General features: G+C 50.0%; 22 protein-coding genes, 1 pseudogene and 1 other annotated feature. Of the genes and pseudogenes, 8 read left to right on the forward strand and 15 right to left on the reverse strand.

Going from position 1 to position 26,087, the window contains the following annotated elements:
- Positions 1–64 precede the first annotated feature (64 nt).
- Both dnaJ and dnaK read right to left on the reverse strand, forming a co-directional pair.
- Complete coding sequence (gene dnaJ, locus DT73_RS07390) at positions 65–1,210, reverse strand: molecular chaperone DnaJ (protein WP_036106343.1); 1,146 nt, start codon at positions 1,208–1,210, stop codon at positions 65–67.
- Between the two features lie 247 nt (positions 1,211–1,457).
- On the reverse strand, positions 1,458–3,374 hold the full coding sequence (gene dnaK, locus DT73_RS07395) for a molecular chaperone DnaK (RefSeq protein WP_036106346.1): 1,917 nt from the start codon (positions 3,372–3,374) through the stop codon (positions 1,458–1,460).
- A 297-nt stretch (positions 3,375–3,671) separates the two neighbouring features.
- On the opposite strand from dnaK, the gene satP reads away from it, so the two are divergent.
- Positions 3,672–4,244: an acetate uptake transporter gene (satP, locus tag DT73_RS07400; protein ID WP_036106349.1), complete on the forward strand. Its 573-nt coding sequence runs from the start codon at positions 3,672–3,674 to the stop codon at positions 4,242–4,244.
- A gap of 51 nt (positions 4,245–4,295) precedes the next feature.
- On the opposite strand, the gene DT73_RS07405 is transcribed toward satP, so the two are convergent.
- The 3 genes from DT73_RS07405 to tal form a co-directional block, all read right to left on the reverse strand.
- Entirely contained in the window at positions 4,296–5,606 is a 1,311-nt protein-coding gene (locus DT73_RS07405) for an MFS transporter (RefSeq protein WP_036106352.1), read from the reverse strand.
- 126 nt (positions 5,607–5,732) lie between these two features.
- Positions 5,733–6,320 (reverse strand): molybdopterin adenylyltransferase, encoded by a 588-nt coding sequence (mog, locus tag DT73_RS07410; protein WP_036106355.1) that lies wholly within the window; start codon positions 6,318–6,320, stop codon positions 5,733–5,735.
- 206 nt (positions 6,321–6,526) lie between these two features.
- Positions 6,527–7,480: a transaldolase gene (tal, locus tag DT73_RS07415; RefSeq protein WP_036106358.1), complete on the reverse strand. Its 954-nt coding sequence runs from the start codon at positions 7,478–7,480 to the stop codon at positions 6,527–6,529.
- Between the two features lie 201 nt (positions 7,481–7,681).
- On the opposite strand from tal, the gene DT73_RS07420 reads away from it, so the two are divergent.
- The 3 genes from DT73_RS07420 (at position 7,682) to DT73_RS07430 (ending at position 11,847) form a co-directional block, all read left to right on the forward strand.
- Positions 7,682–9,109, forward strand: a complete 1,428-nt coding sequence (locus DT73_RS07420; RefSeq protein WP_036106361.1) for a sodium:alanine symporter family protein — start codon at positions 7,682–7,684, stop codon at positions 9,107–9,109.
- 91 nt (positions 9,110–9,200) lie between these two features.
- Positions 9,201–9,974: a peroxide stress protein YaaA gene (gene yaaA / locus DT73_RS07425; RefSeq protein WP_036106364.1), complete on the forward strand. Its 774-nt coding sequence runs from the start codon at positions 9,201–9,203 to the stop codon at positions 9,972–9,974.
- A gap of 322 nt (positions 9,975–10,296) precedes the next feature.
- On the forward strand, positions 10,297–11,847 hold the full coding sequence (locus tag DT73_RS07430) for an AbgT family transporter (RefSeq protein WP_051691294.1): 1,551 nt from the start codon (positions 10,297–10,299) through the stop codon (positions 11,845–11,847).
- A gap of 94 nt (positions 11,848–11,941) precedes the next feature.
- Here DT73_RS07430 and thrC read toward each other — a convergent pair whose 3' ends face one another.
- The 6 genes and pseudogenes from thrC to yjjY all read right to left on the reverse strand — a co-directional run bounded on the left by thrC (position 11,942) and on the right by yjjY (position 18,202).
- A complete protein-coding gene (gene thrC / locus DT73_RS07435) occupies positions 11,942–13,228 on the reverse strand; it encodes a threonine synthase (protein ID WP_036106367.1) in 1,287 nt (428 codons plus the stop codon).
- A gap of 3 nt (positions 13,229–13,231) precedes the next feature.
- A complete protein-coding gene (gene thrB, locus DT73_RS07440) occupies positions 13,232–14,161 on the reverse strand; it encodes a homoserine kinase (protein WP_036106370.1) in 930 nt (309 codons plus the stop codon).
- Between the two features lie 2 nt (positions 14,162–14,163).
- A complete protein-coding gene (thrA, locus tag DT73_RS07445) occupies positions 14,164–16,626 on the reverse strand; it encodes a bifunctional aspartate kinase/homoserine dehydrogenase I (RefSeq protein WP_036106374.1) in 2,463 nt (820 codons plus the stop codon).
- A 25-nt stretch (positions 16,627–16,651) separates the two neighbouring features.
- Positions 16,652–16,768, reverse strand: a sequence feature (Thr leader region).
- Positions 16,707–16,775, reverse strand: a complete 69-nt coding sequence (locus DT73_RS27055; protein WP_072006919.1) for a thr operon leader peptide — start codon at positions 16,773–16,775, stop codon at positions 16,707–16,709. Its footprint overlaps the feature before it by 62 nt.
- A 202-nt stretch (positions 16,776–16,977) precedes the next feature.
- The gene (locus tag DT73_RS07450; RefSeq protein ID WP_036106377.1) at positions 16,978–17,664 is read right to left on the reverse strand and encodes a tRNA/rRNA methyltransferase; all 687 of its coding nucleotides are present in this window, start codon (positions 17,662–17,664) and stop codon (positions 16,978–16,980) included.
- A gap of 396 nt (positions 17,665–18,060) precedes the next feature.
- Positions 18,061–18,202 (reverse strand): annotated as a pseudogene (gene yjjY / locus DT73_RS26150) (protein YjjY).
- A 97-nt stretch (positions 18,203–18,299) separates the two neighbouring features.
- Between yjjY and arcA the strand changes: the two are divergent.
- Positions 18,300–19,016, forward strand: a complete 717-nt coding sequence (gene arcA, locus DT73_RS07455; RefSeq protein WP_036106380.1) for a two-component system response regulator ArcA — start codon at positions 18,300–18,302, stop codon at positions 19,014–19,016.
- 65 nt (positions 19,017–19,081) lie between these two features.
- Here the strand turns inward: arcA and creA are convergent, their stop codons facing one another.
- Entirely contained in the window at positions 19,082–19,549 is a 468-nt protein-coding gene (creA, locus tag DT73_RS07460; RefSeq protein WP_036106383.1) for a protein CreA, read from the reverse strand.
- A 205-nt stretch (positions 19,550–19,754) separates the two neighbouring features.
- On the opposite strand from creA, the gene robA reads away from it, so the two are divergent.
- On the forward strand, positions 19,755–20,624 hold the full coding sequence (robA, locus tag DT73_RS07465; protein ID WP_036106388.1) for an MDR efflux pump AcrAB transcriptional activator RobA: 870 nt from the start codon (positions 19,755–19,757) through the stop codon (positions 20,622–20,624).
- A 7-nt stretch (positions 20,625–20,631) separates the two neighbouring features.
- Here robA and gpmB read toward each other — a convergent pair whose 3' ends face one another.
- Complete coding sequence (gene gpmB, locus DT73_RS07470; protein WP_036106391.1) at positions 20,632–21,279, reverse strand: 2,3-diphosphoglycerate-dependent phosphoglycerate mutase GpmB; 648 nt, start codon at positions 21,277–21,279, stop codon at positions 20,632–20,634.
- Positions 21,280–21,331: 52 nt separating this feature from the next.
- Between gpmB and yjjX the strand changes: the two genes are divergently transcribed.
- Positions 21,332–21,844, forward strand: coding sequence for an inosine/xanthosine triphosphatase (yjjX, locus tag DT73_RS07475; RefSeq protein WP_036106393.1), 513 nt, complete (start codon positions 21,332–21,334; stop codon positions 21,842–21,844).
- 5 nt (positions 21,845–21,849) lie between these two features.
- Here yjjX and trpR read toward each other — a convergent pair whose 3' ends face one another.
- Together trpR and sltY are read right to left on the reverse strand one after the other, a co-directional pair.
- Positions 21,850–22,176 (reverse strand): trp operon repressor, encoded by a 327-nt coding sequence (trpR, locus tag DT73_RS07480; RefSeq protein ID WP_036106398.1) that lies wholly within the window; start codon positions 22,174–22,176, stop codon positions 21,850–21,852.
- 55 nt (positions 22,177–22,231) lie between these two features.
- Positions 22,232–24,166, reverse strand: a complete 1,935-nt coding sequence (sltY, locus tag DT73_RS07485; RefSeq protein ID WP_036106401.1) for a murein transglycosylase — start codon at positions 24,164–24,166, stop codon at positions 22,232–22,234.
- A gap of 234 nt (positions 24,167–24,400) precedes the next feature.
- Here sltY and ettA point away from each other — a divergent pair, with 234 nt between their 5' ends.
- Positions 24,401–26,068: an energy-dependent translational throttle protein EttA gene (gene ettA / locus DT73_RS07490; RefSeq protein WP_036106404.1), complete on the forward strand. Its 1,668-nt coding sequence runs from the start codon at positions 24,401–24,403 to the stop codon at positions 26,066–26,068.
- Positions 26,069–26,087: the final 19 nt, after the last annotated feature.

Genomic DNA, 26,087 nt, shown 5'->3' on the forward strand with positions numbered 1-26,087 from the left:
ACCCGAATCAGTGTAAACTGACTCGGGCTTTATCAGATGACCTGCATCAAATTTATTATGACAATTAGCGAGTTAAGTCATCAAAGAATTTTTTTACGCCATCGAAAAAGCTTTTGGAACGAGGGCTATTTTTTTCGCCAGTGGGGCCGCCAAAGCTTTCCTGCAGTTCCTGCAGTAGCTGTTTCTGGCGATCATTGAGCCCAACTGGCGTTTCAACTACCACCCGGCACAACAAATCACCCTGAGCGCCACCACGCACAGATTTCACACCTTTACCGCGCATCCGGAAGAGCTTACCTGTCTGTGTTTCCCCTGGTACTTTTAATTTCACCCGGCCATCCAGGGTTGGCACTTCGATTTCGCCCCCCAGTGCAGCCATCGCAAAATTAATCGGGACTTCACAATACAGGTTGTTGCCTTCACGTTCGAAGATTGGGTGCTGTTTAACCTGAACCTGAACATACAGGTCCCCGGCTGGTGCGCCATGCTCCCCAGCTTCACCTTCGCCCGACAGACGGATTCTGTCGCCGGTGTCCACCCCTGCCGGAATTTTAACAGACAAGGTTTTGCTCTTTTCGACACGGCCATGACCATGGCAACTGTTGCAGGGATCTTTGATAATCGACCCACGCCCCTGGCAATGCGGACAGGTTTGCTGCACAGTGAAAAAGCCCTGACGCATTTGAACCTGGCCTGAGCCATGACAAGTTGGGCAGGTTTGCGGAGTAGAGCCAGGTTTTGCACCACTACCATGGCAAACTTCACACTCTTCCAGCGTTGGAATGCGGATTTCTTTTGTCACGCCACGGACAGCTTCTTCCAGCGTTAATTCCATGTTGTAACGCAAGTCAGCGCCACGAGCAGCCCGCGTTCTGCGGCCACCGCCAAAGATATCGCCGAATACATCACCAAAGATGTCGCTGAAATCAGCACCGCCGCCGCCGAAGCCGCCGCCACCGTAACCACCGCCACCCATGCCGCCCTGCTCAAAAGCAGCATGGCCATACTGGTCATATGCGGCACGTTTCTGTGCGTCGGTGAGGATTTCGTAAGCTTCTTTTACTTCTTTAAATTTTGCTTCGGCGTCTTTATCGCCCTGATTACGGTCAGGGTGATATTTCATTGCCAGGCGCTTGTAAGCCTTTTTGATTTCACGCTCTTCCGCTGTTTTCGGAACGCCCAAAACCTCGTAATAGTCTTTCTTCGCCATTGTGTGTCTGCCCTTAGAGCCTGTTCCACAGGCACTACAGTTATCGCTACATCAGGCAAATGCCTCACTACCCAGTGAGCAGGCAGCCAGAAAACATTGCCGGGAACGGCTCATACCTAATCTGAATATGGAAATAAACTGCAGAATTAAGTCGCCTGACATACGTACACGGGCGTGGAGTTGCCTCTACGCCCGTGCTGGTTACCGATCATAAACGCTTGTATGACCGCGCCCGCAATCAGGGCGATTATTTTTTATCTTTAACTTCTTCAAACTCTGCATCGACAACGTCGTCGTCTTGTGCAGCATTGTTATCTGCTGAACCCGTATCCGCCTGCTGCTGAGCATGCTGCTGCTGAGCGATTTCCATCAGTTTTGCAGAAACCTGAGCCAGCGCCTGCATTTTTGCTTCGATCTCAGCTTTATCTTCACCTTTCAGCGCCTTATCCAGGTCGCCCAGTGCGGCTTCGATTGCAGTTTTATCTTCTGCCGGCAGTTTGTCGCCTGCTTCTTCCACTTGTTTGCGAGTGCTGTGCAGCAAGTGGTCACCCTGGTTACGGGTCTGAACCAGTTCTTCAAACTTACGGTCAGATTCAGCGTTAGCTTCAGCTTCACGTACCATTTTCTGGATTTCATCTTCATTCAAACCAGAAGAGGCTTTGATAGTGATCTGCTGCTCACGACCCGTGTTTTTGTCTTTCGCAGAAACGTGCAGAATGCCATCAGCATCGATATCGAAAGTAACTTCGACTTGCGGCATACCGCGCGGTGCCGGGTTAATACCATCCAGGTTAAACTGACCCAGTGATTTGTTATCACCCGCACGTTTACGTTCACCCTGCAGTACATGGATGGTCACTGCAGACTGGTTATCTTCTGCGGTAGAGAACACCTGGCTGTGTTTAGTCGGGATAGTGGTGTTTTTAGTGATAAGCGCAGTCATCACACCACCCATGGTTTCGATACCCAGAGACAGCGGCGTAACATCCAGCAGCAGAACGTCTTTAACATCACCAGTCAGAACACCACCCTGAACCGCAGCACCAATAGCAACAGCTTCATCCGGGTTCACATCTTTACGTGGGTCTTTACCAAAGAATTCAGAAACTTTTTTCTGAACCATTGGCATACGAGTCTGTCCACCAACCAGGATAACGTCGTCGACTTCGGATACAGACAAACCAGCATCCTGCAGAGCAACTTTCAGCGGCTCAATTGAACGTGAAACCAGGTCTTCAACCAGAGATTCCAGTTTGGCGCGAGTCACTTTGATGTTCATGTGTTTCGGGCCAGTGGCATCTGCAGTGATATACGGCAGGTTCACGTCAGTTTGCTGTGCAGAAGACAGCTCAATTTTCGCTTTTTCTGCCGCTTCTTTCAGACGCTGCATTGCCAGCGGGTCGTTACGCAGGTCAATGCCCTGGTCTTTCTTGAATTCGTCAACCAGATAGTTGATAAGACGGCTGTCGAAGTCTTCACCACCCAGGTGAGTATCACCGTTGGTTGCCAGAACTTCGAAGGTTTTTTCGCCATCAACTTCATCAATTTCGATGATAGAGATATCAAAAGTACCGCCACCCAGGTCATACACAGCGATAGTACGGTTACCGGTTTCTTTATCCAGACCGTAAGCCAGTGCAGCGGCGGTAGGTTCGTTGATAATACGTTTTACTTCCAGGCCTGCGATACGGCCAGCATCTTTGGTTGCCTGGCGCTGAGCATCGTTGAAGTATGCAGGAACAGTGATAACAGCTTCAGTTACTGGCTCACCCAGGTAGTCTTCTGCTGTCTTTTTCATTTTTTTCAAAACTTCAGCAGAAATCTGCGGCGGAGCCACTTTCTGGCCTTTCACGTCCAGCCAGGCATCGCCATTATCAGCAGCCAGGATTTTGTACGGCATAATAGCCACATCGCGCTGAACTTCTTCATCCTGGAAGCGGCGGCCAATCAGGCGTTTAATCGCAAACAGGGTGTTTTGCGGGTTAGTCACTGCCTGACGTTTAGCCGGCTGACCAACCAGGGTTTCACCATCCTGAGTATAAGCAATGATTGAAGGTGTAGTACGATCACCTTCAGCGTTTTCCAGAACACGTGCCTGGGTGCCGTCCATAATCGCTACACAAGAGTTGGTTGTACCCAGGTCGATACCAATAATTTTACCCATCTAAACGTCTCCACTAAAAATTCGTCTTCATGTGGTTGTGAACCTGTTATGCGGCCAAAAAACAGTGTTTCAACCGCTTTTGTCGTCTTTTTTTCAGATTCAACAACTTTTCGATAACCAGAAGATGGGGGCGTGCAGCCATCCATCAAGGGGGGAAACAAAAAAAATTTTAATTCTTACCTTTTCAGATCATGGACTGCGCCTGAAAAGCTGATTACGATGCCGCGCCCTTTCAGCCTTTATCGGTTTGAAAGAGCTAAACACATAAACTTGTCTTTTTATTTTTTCAGAGGAATTATGGGCAACACTACGTTGGCTAACCCCGCACCACTGGGCTTAATGGGCTTCGGTATGACGACCATTCTGCTTAATCTGCACAATATTGGGTTTTATCCCCTGGATAGCATTATTCTTGCCATGGGCATTTTTTACGGCGGTATTGCGCAAATTTTCGCAGGGCTGCTGGAATTTAAGAAAGGCAATACATTCGGGCTCACTGCCTTCACGTCTTATGGCAGTTTCTGGCTGACCCTTGTAGCAATTCTTATGTTGCCTCACTTCGGCGTTGCTGAAGCAGCCAACCCGCATTTCCTCGGTGTCTATTTGGGATTGTGGGGTGTATTCACCCTGTTTATGTTCTTCGGCACACTGAAAGGCGCACGCGCATTACAGTTTGTATTCCTGAGCCTGACAGTGCTGTTTATGCTGCTATGTCTGGGGCATATGGTTGATAACGAAAGTATTGTGCATGTCGCAGGCTGGATTGGCCTGGTATGTGGCGCAAGCGCTATTTACCTGGCGATGGGCGAAGTACTGAACGAGCAGTTCGGCCGCACCATTCTGCCAATCGGCGCATCCTCGCATCACTGATTCACCAGTTAAGAATGGCTAAAGTGGCACGGAAGAGTGCCACTTTTTTTATCAGGCCGTGGTCCTCGCTTTTTCCGTTTCATGTACACTTGCCTCATCCAGCCGGTTACGTAGCACCAGCCCAATGCCAATCCCGAGTAATGACAACGCCAGTACATACCATGCAGGTGCCATTGGCGATATGCTCATCAGGACCGTGACAAGTACTGGTGTCAGGCCACCAAAAATGGCGTATGCAACATTGTAGGAAAAGGAAATACCGGTAAACCGGACTTCAGCAGGAAATGCCCGAACCATCACAAAAGGAACCGCGCCCACAACACCAACGCTGAAACCCGCCAGCCCGTATAACTCAAACAGGTACTCAGGCATAACAGCGGTTAAGTGGTAGAAGCACCAGGACGATACTGCCAGCAGGATCCCACCTACAGTAAAAGTGCGGCTGGCACCGAAGCGGTCTGCCGCCAGCCCGGCAACCAGGCATCCCACACACAACATCACAGTAGCCACACTATTAGCCTGTAGTGTTAATGCGGGTGCCAGACCAAGCTGTTTTTGCAACCACACTGGCGACATCAAGATAACCACGACAATACCGGCAGATAACAACCAGGTGAGCAGCATAGAAATAGCCACTGCTTTCTTGTGATGTATCACAACCGCTTTCAGGGGCAACTCTTCAGCCAGTGCTTTTTGGCGCTGCATTTCAATAAACACCGGAGTTTCCTGCAACCAGCGGCGTAAATACATAGCGACCAGGCCGAATCCCCCGCCAATAAAGAAAGGAATACGCCAGGCCCCATCATGAATGGCAACTTTGGTAAATGCAGTATTAATGATAGTCGCGACAACCGAGCCCAACAGTATCCCCACGGTCAGCCCGGCGGTCAGTGTCCCACAGGCAATACCAATACGTTTGGAAGGAACATGTTCTGCCACAAAAACCCAGGCACCAGGAACCTCACCGCCAATCGCGGCCCCTTGCAGTACGCGCATCAGCAACAACAGCAATGGCGCCATCACCCCCAACGAGCTGTAAGTAGGTAATAAGCCGATAGCGAGCGTAGGCAGAGCCATGAGTAAGATGCTCAGGGTAAACATCTTCTTGCGGCCAACTTTATCGCCGAAGTGCGCCATCACAATGCCGCCTAACGGGCGCGCCAGATAACCGGCAGCAAAAATACCGAATGTTTGCACTTGCCGCAGCCAGTCAGGCATGTCCGCCGGGAAAAACAGCTCCCCTACCACAGCAGCAAAAAAGACGAAGATGATGAAATCATAGAACTCCAGCGCACCCCCAAGGGCCGCCAGAGTCAACGTTTTGTAATCCTGCCGGTTCAGGGCTCTGTTCGCGTCAGACATAAAAAACCATTTGTAAATAGGTGGGAGAAAGATTTATTTACCAAAAACGTAAAGTAAAACTTACTATATCGTCAAAAATACATAACGCCCACTACAAATCGCTTTTATACCAGACAGTCTCTAAAATCAGGATTCGCTACTACGAATAGCACTTTTCGGACGAAAAGCTGCTACCACCTCAGGGTTGGTTTCCACATAAGGCCCCTCCATCAACTGTACACAATACGGTACACTTGCAAAGATACCTGGTATCAGAACCGCTCCATCCGCTGATTTCACCCCTTCCAGTGTTTCCTGAATGGATTTAGGCTGCCCGGGCAGGTTAAGAATAAGAGCCTGTTTACGGATAACACCGACCTGACGTGACAAAATCGCAGTAGGCACATAATGCAGGCTAATCTGGCGCATCTGCTCCCCAAACCCCGGCATTTGCCGGTCAGCGACAGCGAGAGTGGCATCCGGAGTGACATCCCTGCGTGCCGGGCCGGTTCCCCCGGTGGTGAATACCAAATGGCACCCCATTTCATCAACCAATTCACACAACGTTTGCTCAATTATTGCCTGCTCATCAGGAATCAGTCGGGTTTCGAACGTAAAGGGCGTAGTCAGTGCGCTGGCAAGCCAGCTTTCCAGTGCAGGAATACCTTTATCCTGGTAGACACCACTGGAAGCGCGGTCAGAAACAGAAACAAGGCCAATACGGAGTGTGCTCATAATCAATTCCGGTCAGTAAACGTAATGTTCTGATAATACACCGTGAGGCAGAGCGCAGACAAAAATGCAGGCAAGAAAGACGAGAAGAGACAGAGACAGAGACAGAGACAGAGACAGAGACAGAGACAGAGACAGAGACAGAGACAGAGACAGAGACAGAGACAGAGAAGATCATACGGCCGGAACACCGGCCGTATTCGGGGCAATTACAGCAAATCGCCCACCATTTTTTCCAGTTTACCCTGGTCAACAGCAAACTTACGGATACCATCAGCCAGTTTATCAACAGCCATAGGATCCTGGTTGTGCTCCCACAGGAACTGAGATTCCGTCATACGTTCCGGGCGCGCTTTCACTTCGCCGGTGTAAGACAGTTTACGCTCAACTGGGCCCTGTGCTTCAGAGAGTTCTTTCAATAAAGCCGGAGCAATAGTCAGGCGGTCACAACCAGCCAGTTCCAGAATTTCGCCGACATTACGGAAGCTTGCACCCATGACGACAGTTTCATAGCCATGCTGTTTGTAATATTCGTAAATTTCAGAAACAGAAACTACGCCCGGGTCTTCGCTTGCGGCGTACTCTTTTTTATCGGTATTCGCTTTATACCAGTCAAGAATACGGCCAACGAAAGGAGAAATCAGATACACACCAGCTTCAGCACAGGCACGAGCCTGGGCAAAAGAAAACAGCAACGTCAGGTTGCAGTTGATACCTTCTTTTTCCAGTTGTTCTGCCGCGCGAATACCCTGCCAGGTTGAGGCCAGCTTGATCAGAATACGATCATTGCTGATACCGGCATCGTTATACAGCTTAATCAGGCGTTTTGCCTTAGCAATGCTGGCTTCGGTATCGTATGACAGGCGGGCATCCACTTCAGTGGAAATGCGGCCAGGGATTAATTTAAGAATTTCCAGACCAATGTTTACAGCCAGTTTGTCTGTTGCATCAACCAGTTGCTGTTCACGGTCACTGCTTTGGTCGCGAGCCCAGGTTACGGCTTCATCGATTAACTTGCGGTATTCCGGGATCTGCGCAGCATTAAGAATCAGAGATGGGTTAGTGGTGGCATCCTGCGGCTGGTAAAGTTTCATTGCCGCGATGTCTCCGGTATCAGCAACAACCGTAGTCAGCTGACGCAAGGAGGTCAATTTATCCGTCATGATTATTCACTCATCAAAACTGCTTGTTAGGGAGATGTAACCGGTCTGTCCCGATGATAACACGGTGTGTTTCAGGTGCAACCTGCAGCAAACGCCACGGGCTCATTATGGTAAACTCCACTCACAAACTGTACGCCCCCGGTTGGATTCAGCCGCCATGGCGTGGGTCGTTCCAGAAAATTGATGTTTTAAAAGGAAAAAATGCAGGACTTTCTGGCATTTATCAACCAAGTGCTGTGGGGAGCAATTTTACTCTACCTGGTTCCGGCCACCGGAGTCTGGTTTACGTTGCGCTGCAGCTTTATTCAGTTTCGTTACTTTTTGCCGGCTGTAAAAAGTCTGAAAATCACCTTTCGCACCAAAAATAAAAATATCACGCCTTTTCAGTCAATTTGCACCAGTATGGCTGCGCGCGTCGGCAGCGGAAATTTGGCAGGCGTCGTCATTGCACTGGCCGGTGGCGGGCCCGGTGCTCTCTTCTGGATGTGGTTTGCAGCCCTGACCGGTATGGCGACAACATTTGCAGAATGCACGCTGGCGCAGTTGTACAAAACACCCAATAAAAACGGCGGGTTCCGCGGAGGCCCGGCCTGGTATATGGCGCATGGCCTGGGTATGCGCTGGATGGGCGTTGCGTTCTCATTGTTCTTACTGGTTGCTTTCGGGCTGGTATTTAATACCGTTCAGGCCAACGCCATTGCGGTAGCAATGTCCGGTTCATTCTCTGTTGCACCGATAATCAGCGGCAGTGTGCTGGCTATTGTTGCCTGCCTGGTTTTCACCCGTGGGTTACCCGGAATTGCCCGAATACTGCAATGGCTGGTGCCACTCATGGCCATACTGTGGATTGGTGTCAGCCTGAGCGTAGTGTTTACCCATATTGAACAAGTACCAGGCGTGATACGGCGGGTTATTGAGTATGCTTTTGGCTGGCAACAGATAACATCGGGCGCACTGGGTTATACCTTAAGCCAGGCGATTGCCAGCGGCCTGCAGCGTGCCATGTTCTCTAATGAATCCGGTATGGGCTCAACCCCAAATGCGGCGGCGGCGGCTGAAGCCATTCCTGCTCACCCGGCCTCTCAGGGTATTGTTCAAATGGCGGGAGTAATGTTTGACACATTTGGTATCTGTACCGCAACGGCTGCTATTATTCTGCTCTCAGGCAGCAATACCGAAGTGATTGACCGGGCAAACAGTATCAATCTGCTACAAAACGCACTCAGCACGCTTTCCGGCGCATGGGGCGCAAACTTTGTCGCGTTTATCACCGTGTTATTCGCATTCACTTCTGTGCTGGCTAACTACAGTTATGCAGAGAACAACCTGTCATTTCTGCGCCTGGACACTCCCCGTATCGTGACATCGCTGCGGGTGATAGTCAGCCTGACATTACTGGCCGGAGCCCTTTCCAGTATCGACCTGGTGTGGTCACTGGCTGATATTATTATGGCGTTCATGGCAATTACCAACCTTACCGCAATATTACTACTTTCCCCTGTCGTCCGTGATGTCACGTTAGATTACCATCGTCAACGAAAACTGGGCCTGACACCAACGTTTGACCCCGACCGTTTCCCTGATATCAGCGGGCAGTTGTTCCCAGGCGTTTGGAAGGCAAAAAAATAAAAACATCCCGACCAATCATAACCATTGATAAGCCGCCACTGAAAATTTGCTACAGTGGGTGCAAAGAAAAAGTATTAAGGAGCGCGCTGTTATGCTGATTTTAATTTCACCTGCAAAGACACTGGATTACCAAAGCCCGCTGGCAACCACTCGTTTCACCCAACCCGAGTTACTGGATTACAGCCAGCAGTTAATTACCGAAGCTCGTAAATTAAGTGAGGCGCAAATCGCGTCATTAATGGGGATCAGCGATAAACTGGCGTCATTAAACGCAACACGGTTCCACGACTGGCAGGCTAATTTCACCCCGGAAAATGCCCGCCAGGCCATTCTCGCTTTCAAGGGAGATGTGTACACAGGTTTACAGGCTGAATCCTTTTCTGAAGCCGATTTCGATTTTGCCCAGTCACATTTAAGAATGCTGTCCGGGTTATATGGCGTGTTACGCCCACTGGATCTGATGCAGCCTTACCGGCTGGAAATGGGCATTCGCCTGGCGAACGCTAACGGCAAAGATCTCTACCAGTTTTGGGGAGATACCATTACAGATAAACTGAATCAGCACATCCTTGAACAACAAGAGCAGGCTGTGGTGAACCTTGCGTCTGATGAATACTTCAAATCTGTAAAAACCGCGAAACTCAAGGCGCCCATCATCAAGCCTGTGTTCCTTGATGAAAAAAATGGCAAATACAAAGTCATCAGCTTCTATGCCAAAAAAGCCCGTGGGTTGATGAGCCGGTTTATCATTCAACACCGCCTGACCAAACCTGAACAGCTCGCTGAGTTTAACGAGGAAGGCTATACCTTCGATAGCGCAACCTCAACCGACCAGGAACTGGTTTTCCGCCGTTCGGAACAATAAAGCACCTGGCTGGCTCCCCGCCAGCCATACTACCTGGCTCGCATTCTTCTCATTATATTCCCCTGCCATTTGGCTTACGTTCAAGATTTATACTTTATCATTCGCTTTTACTCATATTATCCACTATAAAAGCCACGCGTTTTACATGGCTATTTTTACATCGCTATAAAGACACACAACGGACAATCCCCAACAGATGCAGGGGGTAATACCTGCCGGTCCCCCGGTAAAACCTGCATCTGGTGCTGCCAATAGCAGAGCAAGCAGTTCCTCAGCGCTATTGCTACAAAACACAGGGGTCAATGCATAACAGAGGAATATCATGCAAAGCACAACAAGGAACAAGGAAGGGCGTTTGTTATCAGGCTTTCTTAATGCTGTAGAAAAAGCCGGGAATAAATTACCCGAACCGGCACTGATCTTTTTTTATATGCTGCTGGGAGTGATGGGGCTGTCTCTCATTCTCTCCTGGGTTGATTTCGGCATTGTTAATCCGGTAACCAGTGAAGCCGTTCAGGTAAACAACCTGCTGGCTCCAGAAGCACTGGTTAGCTCACTCACCAATATGATAACAACCTTCACAACGTTCGCACCTCTGGGGATTGTTCTGGTCGCCATGCTGGGTGTGGGGGTTGCTGAACGCTCCGGTTTCATCAATACCGCGCTGAAAAAGATGCTGAACGTCACCCCGCGCCGGTTATTGACCCCAATGCTTATCTTTGTTGCCATGTTCAGCCATGTAGCTGCAGATGCCGGCTATGTACTGGTTATTCCACTGGGCGCGATTATTTTTATGTCGGCCGGGCGCCATCCCCTGGTCGGTATTGCTGCAGCGTTTTCCGGTGTTTCGGGTGGTTTCGCCGCGAACATGGTGCCTACTGGTAACGATGCATTATTGCAGGGCTTCACTCAGGCAGCAGCACAACTGCTGGACAGCACCTATACCGTTAACACGCTGTGTAACCTGTTCTTTGGGATCGCGTCATCTGTAGTAATCACCCTTACAGGGTGGTGGGTAACTGAACGTATCGTTGAACCTCGTGTTTCAAAAATGCCGATAGACGGCGATTATGTTCATGATGACGATATGTCGAACTACTCCCCAAAAGAGAGCAAAGCGTTTATTTTGGCAACGCTTGTCATGCTCCTTGGGCTGGGTTTGCTGGCCGTTGTCTCCTGGCCGGCTGACTCCATCATGCGTGGGGCAGATGGTTCTCTGACGGGCTACAGCGCGCCAATAATGAAAGCAATCGTGCCGCTTATTTTCCTGGTATTTATCATCCCCGGTATTGTCTACGGCTACGCATCAGGCACATTCAGTAAAGGCAAAGATGTTATTGATGCCATGAATGACACCATGAGTAAAATGGGCTCTTACATGGTGATGGCTTTCTTTTGCGCCATGTTTATCAAGGCCTTTGGCGACTCCAATATTGGTACGCTGTTAGCACTGGCAGGTGCGGATGCCCTGAAGGCGATGTCATTACCTGGTGGCGTAACCATTGTCGGCATGATTGTGCTGACAGCAGTTGTCAATATTCTGATTGGCTCGGCTTCAGCCAAGTGGGCTCTGCTTTCGCCTATCATGGTTCCAATGCTGATGGCTGTCGGGATCTCTCCGGAATTAACTCAGGCCGCGTTCCGCATTGGGGATTCAACGACCAATATCATTACGCCGTTAATGGTCTTCTTCCCGCTAGTGGTGGTTTACTGCCAGCGCTATGTCAAAAGTGCTGGTGTAGGTACTCTGGTTTCCATGATGTTGCCTTATTCCATAGTCCTGTTCGTTGTCTGGAGCCTGTTCCTGCTTATTTGGTGGGGCCTGGGTATGCCACTGGGTCTGGCTGCACCTTATACCTATCCGGTTCCATGATCAGGCACGCCTGGTCTTGCCTCAGGGTATAAGATAAAAAAATGGCCACTTCACTGAAGTGGCCATTTATGTATTTCAACGCACTCTGGCGTGATTATTTGCCGCGCAGCATAAATGCGCGCAACTGGTCATAATCGGCCGGTAAGAAGTGAGACAACAGTTCAAGGTCAGCCCTTGCCGCCAGTTCTTCAGGCAGTGGCAACGTTTTATCCAGGATAACCTCAACACTTTCTTTAAATTTAGCCGGGTGAGCAGTACCAAGGAACAGCCCGTATTCACCGTCATGTAACTGGTCACGTAATGCCCGGTAGGCAATTGCCGCATGGGGCTCTGAAACATAACCGAGTTCATCCAGAGCACGCATAGTAGCTTTGGTTGTCTCGTCGTCTACAGTTGCATAGCCCAGTTCATTCAGGCGCCAAATCTTACGGCGGAATAACTCTTCCACACGCGGCCAGTTGTTGGGCTGGCTGACATCCATAGCATTAGAGAGCGTAGCAACCGTCGCGTTGGGAGCCCATTCACCGCCAGCCAAATAGCGCGGCACAGTATCATTCGCGTTTGTTGCTGCAATAAAGCGTTTAACCGGCAAACCCAGTGATTTAGCCAGCAGGCCGGCAGTCAGGTCACCGAAGTTACCGCTGGGCACAGACACGACCAGTTGATTACGGGCTTCCTGTGGCAGTTGCGCTACCGCTTCGAAGTAGTAACAAATTTGCGCCAGTAACCGGCTGATATTAATCGAGTTAGCGGAGTTAAGGCCCAGCGCGACTTTCAGTTCTTCATCATCAAAAGCCTGTTTCACCAAAGCCTGGCACGCATCGAAGTCACCTTTAACCGCAACCGTTTCGATATTGCCACCCAGGGTGCAGAATAATTTTTCCTGCAACGGGCTGATTTTCCCTTCCGGGTAAAGAATCACCACGCGCACATTCGGCAGGCCAAAGAAAGCATGGGCAACAGCGGCACCAGTGTCACCGGACGTTGCGGTCAGAATAGTGACCGGCTTGTCTCCACTGATATGGGCAAGGATCTGCGCCATAAAACGGCCACCAAAGTCTTTGAATGCCAGCGTGGGGCCATGGAACAATTCAAGACAACCCACATCACTTTCTACCGGCTTAACCGGCGCCGGGAAAGTAAACGCAGCCTTCACCAGAGCCGCCAGTTGTGCCTCAGGAATTTCATCACCAATAAATGCTGACAAAATCTTGCTACTACGCGTGACGAAATCCATCTCCAGCATTTCATCAATGTCGGTGAGGCTGAATTCAGGAAGCTCATGAGGAAAAAACAGGCCCTGATTACGGCCAAGCCCCTGAGTTACTGCCTGTGAAAAGCTGACCTGCTCATTGTGATCTTTCAGATTGTAGAGTTTCATTACTTATCCCATTACTCGTGCACCTGCCGTATCGAGACGGCAGATATGTACAAAGCCTTCCTGATTCTGGACGTAATTCTGGCTTAACCAGTCAGCTACCTGTTGAGCAGCATCAGCCCGGTTACATACGGCAAACATCGTTGGCCCTGAGCCAGAAATGCCACATGCCAGCGCACCCAGTTCCATCGCCGCCTGGCGTGCAGCTTCAAAGCCTGGCAATAACTGTGTGCGATAAGGTTCAGCAATCACATCCTTCATTAATGCGGCAGCCAACGCAGGCTGGCCGGTATGGCAGGCATGAATAAACCCGCCCAAATAGCGGCCATGGCGGATACAATCCTGGCGGCGATATTCAGCAGGAAGAATCGCCCGGGCCTGTGCTGTAGACACTTTAATGCCCGGGTAAGCCATCACCCACTGCCAGTCGTCAAAACCAGGCACCGACTGGCTGATTATCCCTTGCTCTTCCAGCATAAGTTGCATTCCCCCCAGAAAACAGGGAGCAACGTTGTCGTAATGCACACTGCCGGAAATGCGCCCTTCCATTTCTCCCATCAGGCCAAGCAGTGCCGTGTCATCCAAAGGCTTGCCACAAAACTCGTTCATTGCCATCAATGCAGCGACCACCGAACAGGCACTGGAACCCAGCCCGGAGCCGATAGGCATGTTTTTTTCCAGCGTCATCGCTACCGGAACCTGTTTACCGATAGCCTGGCAAAAACGTTCCCAGCACTGCCAGACAATATTATCTTCCGCCCGGGGAGGTAATTTGCTGACAAAACGCCCAACATTTTTCAGTGAAAAAGTGTCAGCCGCTTCCACCGAAACACAATCGCCCAGCAATGCGCCATCCAGCGGAGACACTGCTGCGCCTAAGACATCAAACCCTACACTCACATTGCCAATGGAGGCAGGTGCATACACAGTAACCATTATTAAACTCCCAACTTCCATGACAAAGTGCGCAGCAGGTCGGCAAATACCCCGGCAGCCGTCACATCATTTCCTGCACCATACCCACGTAATACCAGCGGCAACGGGTGGTAGTAATGGCTGTAAAAGGCAAGCGCGTTTTCGCCATTTTTCACTTTGAATAAAGGATCGTTGCCATCAACAGCGTCGATTTTCACAACACAACGGCCGTCTTCCTGAATCTGCCCGACATAACGCAGAACTTTGCCTTCGTCACGAGCCTTTGCAACGCGAGCAGAGAATGCATCGTCCAGTTCAGGTAAACGCGCCATGAATTGGGTGACATCGCCAGACGAATCGAATTCAGGTGGCAGAACTGGCTCAACAATAATGTCGTCAAGCTCCAGTTCGTGGCCATTTTCCCGGGCAAGGATCAATAATTTGCGCGCCACATCCATACCAGACAAATCATCACGCGGGTCTGGCTCGGTATAACCCAGTTCCCGTGCAACGCGGGTAGCCTCAGACAGTGACACACCTTCATCCAGTTTGCCAAAGATAAAAGAGAGCGAGCCAGACAAAATGCCCGAGAAATGCTGCAATTCATCACCGGCATCCAGTAAGTTCTGCAAGTTTTCAATAACCGGTAACCCGGCACCTACGTTGGTATCATAAAGGAACTTACGGCGTGATTTTTCTGCGGCCTGTCGCAACTCATGGTAATAGGCCATGGATGAGGTATTCGCTTTTTTGTTCGGCGTAACCACATGAAAACCTTCCCGCAGAAAATCAACATACTGGTCTGCCACTGACTGGTTTGATGTGCAGTCAACTATCACCGGATTCAGCAGGTGATATTCTTTTACCAGGCGAATCAGGCGGCCCAGGTTAAAGGGTTCTTTGGCCTCACCCAACATGGACTGCCAGTTTTCCAAATCCAGACCGTGCACGCTAGTCAGCAGAGCGCGGGAATTAGCAACACCACAAACACGCAAATCTATGTGTTTGCGCTTGAGCCAGGGTTGCTGGCGTTTGATCTGCTCGATCAACGCACTACCAACACCACCCACACCAATCACAAACACTTCAACAACCTGGTCTGTATTGAACAGCATCTGATGGGTAACCCGCACCCCGGTCATCGCATCATCATTACTGACCACAACCGAGATTGACCGCTCCGAGGATCCCTGGGCAATGGCAACAATGTTGATATTCGCACGAGCAAGCGCGGCGAAGAATTTAGCAGAAATACCGCGCAGGGTGCGCATACCGTCACCGACGGCAGAGATAATGGCCAGCCGCTCAGTTATCATAAACGGCTCCAGCAACCCTTCTTTCAGCTCCAGATAAAACTCATCTTCAAGTGCTTTAGCCGCCCGCACACATTCAGACTGCGGCACACAGAAGCTGATACTGTATTCAGAAGAGGACTGGGTTATCAGTACCACCGAAATGCCGTTACGTGACATGGCAGCAAACACACGGGCAGCCATGCCTACCATGCCTTTCATTCCCGGACCAGACACACTGAACATCGCCATATTATTCAGATTACTGATACCTTTTACCGGCAGGTTATCATCATCTTTAGTGGCTCCAATTAAGGTACCTGGCGCATCCGGGTTTCCGGTGTTTTTAATCAGGCAGGGAATTTGAAACTGGGCGATGGGGGTAATGGTGCGAGGGTGAAGAACTTTGGCGCCGAAGTAAGAAAGCTCCATGGCCTCCTGGTACGACATCGATTTCAATAACCTCGCATCGGGTACCTGCCGTGGGTCACAAGTATAGACACCATCAACATCGGTCCAGATTTCGCAGCAATCCGCCCTCAGGCAGGCTGCCAGCACTGCGGCAGAATAGTCAGAACCATTACGGCCCAACACAACCAGTTCATTTTTTTCATTACCGGCGGTAAAACCAGCCATCAGAATCATATTCTCTGCCGGGATCCGGCTGGCAGCGATACGGCGAGTAGACTCAGGAATATCAACTGTAGATTCCAGATAGTGCCCATTGGCCAGCAATTTTTCGACGGGATCAATCACCGACACTTGGTGACCGCGCGCAGTAAGCAATGCCGCCATAATGGCGATGGATAATTTTTCCCCACGCGAGATAAACGCAGCGTTAATGCTGTCAGGGCACTGACCCAGCAAGCTGATACCATGCAGAACATGCTTAATCTGGGCAAATTCGTGCTCAACAACACTTTTCATTTCAGCCAGAGGGAAACCGGGCTGAAGCTGAGCCAGTCCATTAAGTAAATCTGCAAAAATTTGCCCGGCGTCGCTGATATTCGGCATAGCGTCCTGGCCGCTAATTGTTTTTTCTATCATCGCGACCAAATGGTTTGTAATTTTCGCCGGCGCAGAAAGCACGGTGGCGACCTGTTCCTGTTGCGCCTTGCTTTCCAGAATCTCAGCTACGCACAGAAAACGTTGTGCGTTTGCTACTGAAGTACCGCCGAATTTCAACACTCGCATGGTTGTTACCCCTTGAACATAAGCCGAAAAAAAAGCCCGCACTGTTCAGGTGCGGGCTTTTTCTGTATTTCCTGTACGCGTCAGCCCGCACCGTTACCTGTTGTAATGGTGGTAATAATAATGGTTGTGACCAGGCTGAAATGCATCATGGATGTTGTGTGCTCGAATTCTTAATATGAATTGCCTATATTGGTTAAAGTATTATGCGGGTTAAGTCAATATTTTTTTATTTTTAGCACTTTCTGTGACCTTGCCGACAGATCCCGTCTTTTCTCTTTTCACCTTGATAAAACACTGTTAACTACCCAGTTACCCATTCATTCATTGGGAATAGAGGTATTTACCAACAGGTTACTCTGGCAGTTTTTTTTCAATATCATGGGCCAGTTGATGCAACATTGCGATATCCCGTTGGGCTAATCCACCCAGCCGTTGTTGCAGCCAGTCGCTGAGCTTATGGTCGTCAGCAACATCCAGTTTATCCAACAAGCCAGCCAGTCGGTGGCGCAATGCTGCTAACTGCCCAGGATCAGTTTCTGGGCGAGTCTCTGTCGCCGTATTAATTAGCGATGCTAATTGGTAGCAATACACCATTACAGCCTGGCCAAGGTTCAGCGACGGGTAATCCGCAACCATAGGCACACCCGAAAGGATGTCTGCCAGGGCCAGTTCTTCATTCGTCAGTCCACTATCTTCACGGCCAAATACCACCGCAGCAGAACGTAACCACTGCTGTTTTTCTTCCAGTACCGGCAACAATTCCTGGGGCGTGACATAGTAATGGAAACGGGCCCGGCTCCGGGCTGTGGTCGCAATAGTCAGATCAATATCAGCAACAGCTGCTGCGAGATCAGGAAAAACTTCAATATTATCAATTATGTCACCTGAACCATGCGCAACCCATCTTGTTGCCGGTTCCAGGTGAGCCTGGCTGTCAACGATACGCAGTGTGGTAAATCCCATGGTTTTCATCGCCCTGGCAGCAGCACCAATGTTCTCGGGGCGGGCGGGGGATACCAGAATAATAACGAATTGCATACGCTTCTCTTTTCGTGTTTTTCGAATGATTTAACATTGCCTGCCAAACATATTACGCGGCAAAAATTTACTTTATCGCAACATTTTTCAGAACTTTACTGCAATTATCAGATTAAAAATCCTAACCAAAAAAGTGACAGCAGAGTTCTCTCACCAAGAACAAAACCCTGCATATCCTTATGTTTATTATAAAAAAATTACATTAAAATAAGACTTGTCAATTTCATTTCAATTGTTTATTAATTATAATGCCTGATTATACCGGTGTTTACGTAAATGTTGCTCAGTTTAGTCACACTGTCTGGTGATATCATCAGAGTGTTAACGTGCTACAATTGAATTTGATATATGTCAACGAAGCGTAGTTTTATTGGGTGTTGCCGTCGTATGACTCTGTTATGTCGCTGTTAAAATCGCTACCATAGTGGCCGTTTTCGACACCGCAGGGTCGCAAGGGAAAAGTACCCATGACCAAGCTAATGATGTTGTTGACGTTGATGGATTATGCATCAAGAACACAATTATGTACTTTAGTCATGTTACGCCGGCATGTTAATTTTTCGCATGCACTTTCAGGCAGGCCCGGGACTTTTGTACTCCTGTTTCGATTTAGTTGGCAATTTTAGGTAGCAAACATGCAGACCCCGCACATTCTTATCGTCGAAGACGAATTAGTTACACGTAACACATTAAAAAGCATTTTCGAGGCAGAAGGTTACGATGTTTTCGAAGCGACAGATGGCGCTGAAATGCATCAGATTCTGTCCGAGAATGACGTTAACCTGGTTATCATGGACATCAACCTGCCAGGCAAGAATGGCCTGCTACTCGCCCGCGAATTGCGTGAACAGGCAAATGTCGCACTGATGTTCCTGACAGGCCGTGATAACGAAGTCGATAAAATCCTTGGGTTAGAAATTGGTGCAGATGATTACATCACCAAACCTTTTAACCCTCGTGAACTGACTATCCGTGCACGTAACCTGCTGTCCCGTACCATGAATCTGGGCACTACAACGGAAGAACGCCGTGCTGTAGAAACCTACAAGTTCAATGGCTGGGAACTGGATATCAACAGCCGTTCTTTGATTAGCCCTAACGGTGATCAATACAAACTGCCGCGTAGTGAATTCCGTGCCATGCTGCATTTCTGTGAGAACCCTGGGAAAATCCAGACTCGCGCAGAACTGCTGAAGAAAATGACTGGCCGCGAACTGAAACCACATGACCGTACTGTTGACGTGACTATTCGCCGCATCCGCAAACATTTCGAATCCACACCAGATACCCCAGAAATTATTGCGACTATTCATGGCGAAGGCTACCGCTTCTGCGGCGATCTTCAGGAGTAATTTCCCCTACTCCGGGTAAAATGTAAAAAAGGGCTTAATGCCCTTTTTTGTTGCCTGCTGAACGCCTATTTCCACGGCATAATCGGAACCGCGCTTATCGCGTTTTTCGGCGAGCCATCCACTAACTTATCCGAATACGCCAGGTAAGCCAGTGTGTTGCGCTTTTTATCGTAAAAGCGAACAACCTGTAACTTCTTGAACACCAGCGATGTCCGTTTTTTAAAGACAACCTCGCCTTCTTTTTTGCCCGTGCTGATGGCCTCACTCAACTCAACAGGCCCGGTTTGCTGGCAGGAAATTGCCGCATCGGAGGTATCTTCAGCCAGCCCCAGACCACCTTTGATCCCCCCAGTTTTCGCCCGGCTAAGGTAGCAAGTTACGTTTTTTACGTCCGGGTCATCGAACGCTTCGACAACAATCTTATGATCCGGCCCGATCAGTTTGAAAACTGTATCAACAGAGCCAATTTCTTCTGCATGGGCGACACTCAGAGCGCTCAAAACAGTGGTTAAAAAGAGAATAGAATATTTCATATTGTTACCAATTCTGAAATTACCGATATGTGATTATTTAATATTCGAGAATTTCTTCTTGAAGATCATGATTTTGTAAGAAAAAACTTAAATTTATACAGGCGTAACCCCATTATGCGCCAAGAAAACTGCACGCCAGAAGAAAATAAAAAGTGCTATTATTCCGCGTCGTTATACCCCGCGCTTATCAGGATGAGGATATTATATGGATCAGGTTGGGATCATTAGTGATTTGCTTAACTGGCTTGAAAGCCATCTGGACCAACCTTTGTCGCTCGACAATGTGGCGGCTAAAGCAGGGTACTCTAAATGGCATCTGCAACGAATGTTCAAAGATGTGACCGGGCAGGCAATTGGTGCCTATATTCGTGCACGTCGTTTGTCCAAATCAGCAGTTGCACTCAAACTAACTGCCCGGCCAATACTGGACATTGCCTTGCAATACCGGTTTGATTCCCAGCAAACTTTCACCCGGGCATTTAAAAAGCAATTCGCACTAACGCCAGCGCTCTACCGCCGCTCTCCTGAGTGGAATGCCTCGGGTATACGCCCGCCAATCCGCCTGGATAATACACCACTTCCAGAAGCCACTTTCGTTACCCTGCCTGATACTGAACTGGTTGGGGTGACTCAGAGTTATAGTTGTACTCTGGAACAAATCACCCAATATCGCCACGAAATGCGTATTCAGTTCTGGCGGGCATTTCTTGCCAATACGACCAGTATTCCGCCTGTGCTTTATGGCCTTGCAGAGCCACGCCCCAGTGCAGAGAAAGACGATGAGCAGGAAGTCTTTTACACTACGGCATTGCCGCCTGATATCGCCAAAAGTTACGTTCAGAATGCACATCCGGTAGTACTGGCTGGTGGTGATTACGTAAAATTTGTTTATGAAGGTGAGCCCGACGAACTGCAATCATTTATCCTGACGGTGTATGGCACTTGCATGCCAACACTGGGCCTGGTTCGCCGTGAAGGGCAGGATATTGAGCGGCTGCAACCAGAGTTCACCAATGGTTCTGACCAGCCGCCTTCAAGCATCCGTTGCGATTACCTGATTCCGGTACGCCGCTAACAGCAACTCAGCGTTGTAGTTCATCCAATGCCGGGGCATCAAGATGCGAAACATCCCCGGCGGTTTCAACCACCCACCCGGAAGCCAGCCACGCGCTCTGCTGGTAATCAACCCGGGAAATAGAGCAGTTACGCAACCTCAGGCGCCGTTCTGCATAAGGCGGTAGCCCGAGAATCGTGCTCACCAGGCATCCCAGCGCCATACCATGGCTTACCAGCAGCGGGCGGCTTTGCGCAGGCAATTCAAGGCAGGCACTCAAAGCAGCATGCATACGCTGGCTCAGTTCCGTCATTGATTCCCCCTGGGGGATTCGCCCGTCTGGCGTACCGTCAACTAAACGCCTCCGCCAGGACTCTTCTTCTTCAGTGAGGCTGTCGATATCGCGTTGTTCCAGTACCCCCATATCCAGTTCGCGCAGGCGGTCATCAACGACATAATCACACCCGATGGCTTGCGCAATAATGCGTGCCGTTTGCTGTGTTCTCCCCAAATCACTGGAGATAATATGCGTAATGCCCAGATGCCTGACACGCTGAGCAACTTGCTGTGCCTGCTGGATACCTTTCTCGGTCAGCCCACTGTCAGACTGGCCCTGAATGCGTCGTTCCACATTCCACTGCGTTTCGCCGTGGCGAACAAGATAGACCTGTAACATGTACTTTATCCGTTATACTGCTCTGATGTTTTCATTAGGCGTTTACTAAATTATGTACCAGGTTGTCACAGCCACCAAAAATCCAGCCAAAATTAACGCAATTTTACATGCATTTGAAATCATCTTTGGCGAAGGATCTTGCCACATTATTGCTGCAGGCGTCGAGAGCGGCGTCCCGGAACAACCAATAGGCAGCGCTGAAACTCTGGCTGGCGCACGCCAGCGTGTTATCAATGCCCGCGAAGTTTACCCGCAAGCAGATTTCTGGGTCGCTATTGAAGCAGGTATAGATGAGGGTAGCACGTTCAGTTGGGTGGTGATTGAAAATTCAGACAAGCGCGGAGAAGCGCGTTCTGCATCGCTGCCTTTGCCCGAAGCGGTTCTTTCTGCCATTACCCGCGGAGAAACACTGGGTGATGTTATCAGCGCGATCACAGGTATTGAGCAACCTGGGCGCAAAGAAGGTGCTATAGGGATTTTCACGAAAGGCGCGCTGACCAGAAGCAGTGTTTACAGCCAGGCGGTTGTGCTGGCACTCAGCCCTTTTCACCACCCGGCCTGGTAACAGAATCACTCGGCGTCGAGCAATTTCACTTCCAGCCACTGGCGCAGTGCGAATGGTGCCGTTTTCAGGCTGTTCGAGCCCCGAGTTATTGTGGCGATACCCGCGCCCAGCTCGCTTTTGAGCTCACGCTGGCTCATTTTCCCACGAAGCAGCTCTTCAATAATACGCACACGTGTACCTAAGGCCGTGCGCTCATCAGGCGTCAGGAGTAAGGTCAGAAGTGGAAGGTGGAGATCTTCACCAAAAGAAGCCTGCAGTAATTCCACAAAACGGAGCCATTCCTGGTTGGCGTTTTCTTCCTGCGGAGAAGAGAACGGCGTCTGCTGAGTCATGTTATGCCACCATACTATTTAACTAGTACAGCAGCATAACACACTCCTGAAAAAATCAGTAACGCTGCTGCCACTCCTGTTGCGTCAGTAACGGTGAGTTATCACCATCGAAATAGCGGTAATAGGCATCATAGGCGAGCACATTTTTCACATAACGCCGGGTTTCTGAGAAAGGAATACTCTCAATAAACGCGACGGCGTCGATTCGACCAGAACTATTACCCTGCCAGCTCCGCACCCGGCCAGGCCCGGCATTATATGCCGCAGAAGCAAATATACGGTTATCACCAAATTGCTGATACACATACTGCAGATATTGCGTACCAATATTAATGTTGGTGTCCGGGTCGAGTAACTGGCTACTACTGCTGTACCCAGGGATATTAAACATCTTCACAGTATGTGTGGCCGTTGCGGGCATTAACTGCATCAGGCCTGTGGCACCAACCGGTGAGCGCACTTTTGGGTTCCAGGCACTTTCCTGGCGAGCAATAGCCATGGCATACGTGCTGGAAATATCTTTACCACTGACATAATGGTCGAACGTTGCTTTCCAGGCCGGAGGGAAACGCTCCGTCAGGTTATCCCATAATTTACCGGCAATCGTCGCCTGCACACTCAAATCCCACCAGCCTTGCTTCAGGGCATAATGTGCTAAAGCGGCCTGTTCCTCAGGTGGGCGGCTGGCAATATAACCCGCCCATTCACTGCGCGCCGTATTATCAAGGTTCCAGTACATCAGTTCACGAATACGAGCCAGAACAGGCCCGTTAACCAGTGAGCCACTGGCTTCAGGAGCATCATTCACCGTTAACTGGTAAGGTACACCCAGGCGCTGTGCCGCAACCATTGGGTAAAACCCCCGGGCTTTCATCAAATCCTGCAAAATAGCCCGGCCTTCCGTTTCACGCCCACGTTCCAGCAAAAGTACAGCCTGCCAGTAACGCCACTCGTCTTCCTGCTTGGCCTCCATAGAGAGGCGTGATAACCAGGTATTCAGCCCGGCTCTGTCACCTTCACCTAACGCCATACGAATGCGCCGCTCAATTAATGAATCTGAGCCTGAACGCATAATGATGTCATCCCGCCAGCTCGCCTGTTCATCGGTAATGTCGTTACCGAACAAGCGCCAGGCCACAATATCTTTCAGATTTTGAGCCTGGTCGTCGTCCAGCCCGGATGCCTGAACTAATGCCGGGATCATGGCCCGCGCGTTTTCCACATCCTGGCGTGCCACACTGGCAAACGCCAGCTCAACCAGGCGGCGAGTAAAGTCAGAAGGTTTGACTGTGCGTGCAAATGAAAGCACCGTTTGCGGGTCATCAGCAAGGCTCATTACCGAAGAGGACAATGTCAGGTCATTATCCGGTAACTGGCCTGCCAGTGCGTCCACCAGCGCGGTATTACCTGCTTTCATCGCCAGCACAATACGGGATAAATAATCATCAACAGATTGCTGGCCGGAAGCACGCCATGCCGTGAACAAATTCTCACAAGTTAATGGCAGAGTACGCCCTGTTTGCCACAACTTATGCGCCCCCTCCCATGCCGCACTGGTCTGCCCGGTCTGCCATTTTGCATTGTAATAATTACACTTTGCTTCAGTTGTCGGCGGTTCTGTTGGGCTGAACGCCAGCAAGCCTTTCCAGTCACTGCGGCGTGCCAGTTCATTAATGAAGCGCGTTGTCAGCGCTTTGCTGATGGGCATTGTGGGGTACTGTTGGACAAACTGTGTAACAGCAACAGCAGTTTCATTCTGTAAGTCTGAAGTCAATTCCCGATATTCAAGATAAGGATAAAGGGGGTAATCTTTCAGGCCTGGCATCATTTGCTGCACAACATCCATCTGCCGTTGATCCCAGGCCTGTTTTATTGCGCTGTAGCGCTGACGCTGTTCATCCAGTGAATCTGCCCAAACCGCATGGCTGACGGTAAGCAGGCAGAGGCTTGCAGCCGCGAAGCGCCAGGTACCCTGTTTTGCTTTCCCCACAACAACTCCTTAGTCTTCTTGTACGTCAGGATGCCCGAAACATCCTTCAGGAAATCTCATGCTAACCAGGCAAAAAGTAATCTGCCATGCCACAAACACTTTTTTACGTAATTCTTTTCGAGAAGAGGATATCGTCCTTCCGTGCTGATAGCTGGGATTAAGGCAAGAAAAAGGCTAAACTTCGCCAGTGTTACTCAATACCCTAAATCACGATTAAAGAGGCGAAGTCGCAACGTGGCTCAATTCGTATATACCATGCATCGTGTCGGCAAAGTGGTTCCGCCGAAACGGCACATTCTTAAGAATATTTCTCTGAGCTTCTTCCCCGGCGCCAAAATCGGTGTGCTGGGCCTTAATGGTGCCGGTAAATCAACATTGCTGCGTATCATGGCGGGCATTGATACCGATATCGAAGGTGAGGCCCGCCCTCAGCCTGGGATCAAAATCGGTTACCTGCCGCAGGAACCTCAGCTCAACCCGGAACACACTGTTCGCGAATCGATTGAAGAAGCTGTCGCGGAAGTCGTCGGTGCGCTTAAGCGCCTTGATGAAGTCTATGCCCTGTATGCAGACCCGGAAGCAGACTTCGACAAACTGGCTGCCGAACAAGGTAAGTTAGAAGAGATTATCCAGGCGCATGATGGCCACAACCTGAACAACCAGTTAGAACGAGCGGCAGACGCACTCCGCTTACCTGACTGGGACGCGACAATCGCAAACTTATCCGGGGGTGAACGCCGCCGTGTCGCTCTGTGCCGCCTGCTGTTAGAAAAACCTGACATGCTGCTGCTGGACGAACCAACCAACCACCTGGATGCTGAATCTGTTGCCTGGCTGGAACGCTTCCTGCACGACTTCGAAGGGACTGTGGTGGCAATTACCCACGACCGTTACTTCCTGGATAACGTTGCTGGCTGGATCCTTGAACTTGACCGTGGTGAAGGCATTCCCTGGGAAGGGAACTACTCTTCCTGGCTGGAACAGAAAGATCAACGTCTGGCACAAGAAGCTTCTGCTGAAGCCGCACGCCGTAAATCCATTGAGAAAGAACTGGAATGGGTTCGCCAGGGCGCCCGTGGCCGCCAGTCTAAAGGCAAAGCACGTCTGGCCCGTTTTGAAGAACTCAACAACGTGGAATACCAGAAACGTAATGAAACCAGCGAGCTGTTTATTCCACCCGGACCTCGCCTGGGCGACAAAGTGCTGGAGGTAGAAAACCTCACCAAGTCTTACGGTGACCGGGTTCTGATTGACGACCTCTCTTTCTCTATTCCGAAAGGCGCTATCGTGGGGATTATCGGCCCTAACGGCGCCGGTAAATCTACACTGTTCCGTATGGTAACCGGCCAGGAACAGCCCAACAGCGGGAATATCACACTGGGCGATACCGTAAAAATTGCCGCAGTAGAACAGTTCCGTGATGCCATGGACAACAAGAAGACTGTCTGGGAAGAAGTCTCCGGCGGCCTGGATATCATGAAGATTGGTAACTTTGAAATCCCCAGCCGTGCTTACGTGGGGCGCTTTAACTTCAAAGGCACTGACCAGGGTAAACGGGTTGGCGAACTGTCTGGTGGTGAACGTGGGCGCCTGCATCTGGCTAAACTGTTGCAGGTAGGCGGCAACATGTTACTGCTCGATGAACCAACCAACGACCTGGATGTAGAAACCCTGCGAGCACTGGAAAACGCCCTGCTAGAGTTCCCGGGTTGCGCCATGGTTATTTCCCATGACCGTTGGTTCCTGGACCGTATTGCGACGCATATTCTGGACTACCAGGATGAAGGCAAAGTTGAATTCTTCGAAGGTAACTTTACTGAGTACGAAGAATACAAAAAACGCACTCTGGGTGCTGAAGCTCTTGAGCCAAAACGCATCAAATATAAGCGTATTACTAAATAAATAGTTTACTGCTTATCTC

It is taken from the genome of Mangrovibacter sp. MFB070, assembly GCF_000705335.1.
Taxonomy (GTDB): Bacteria; Pseudomonadota; Gammaproteobacteria; order Enterobacterales; family Enterobacteriaceae; genus Mangrovibacter; species Mangrovibacter plantisponsor.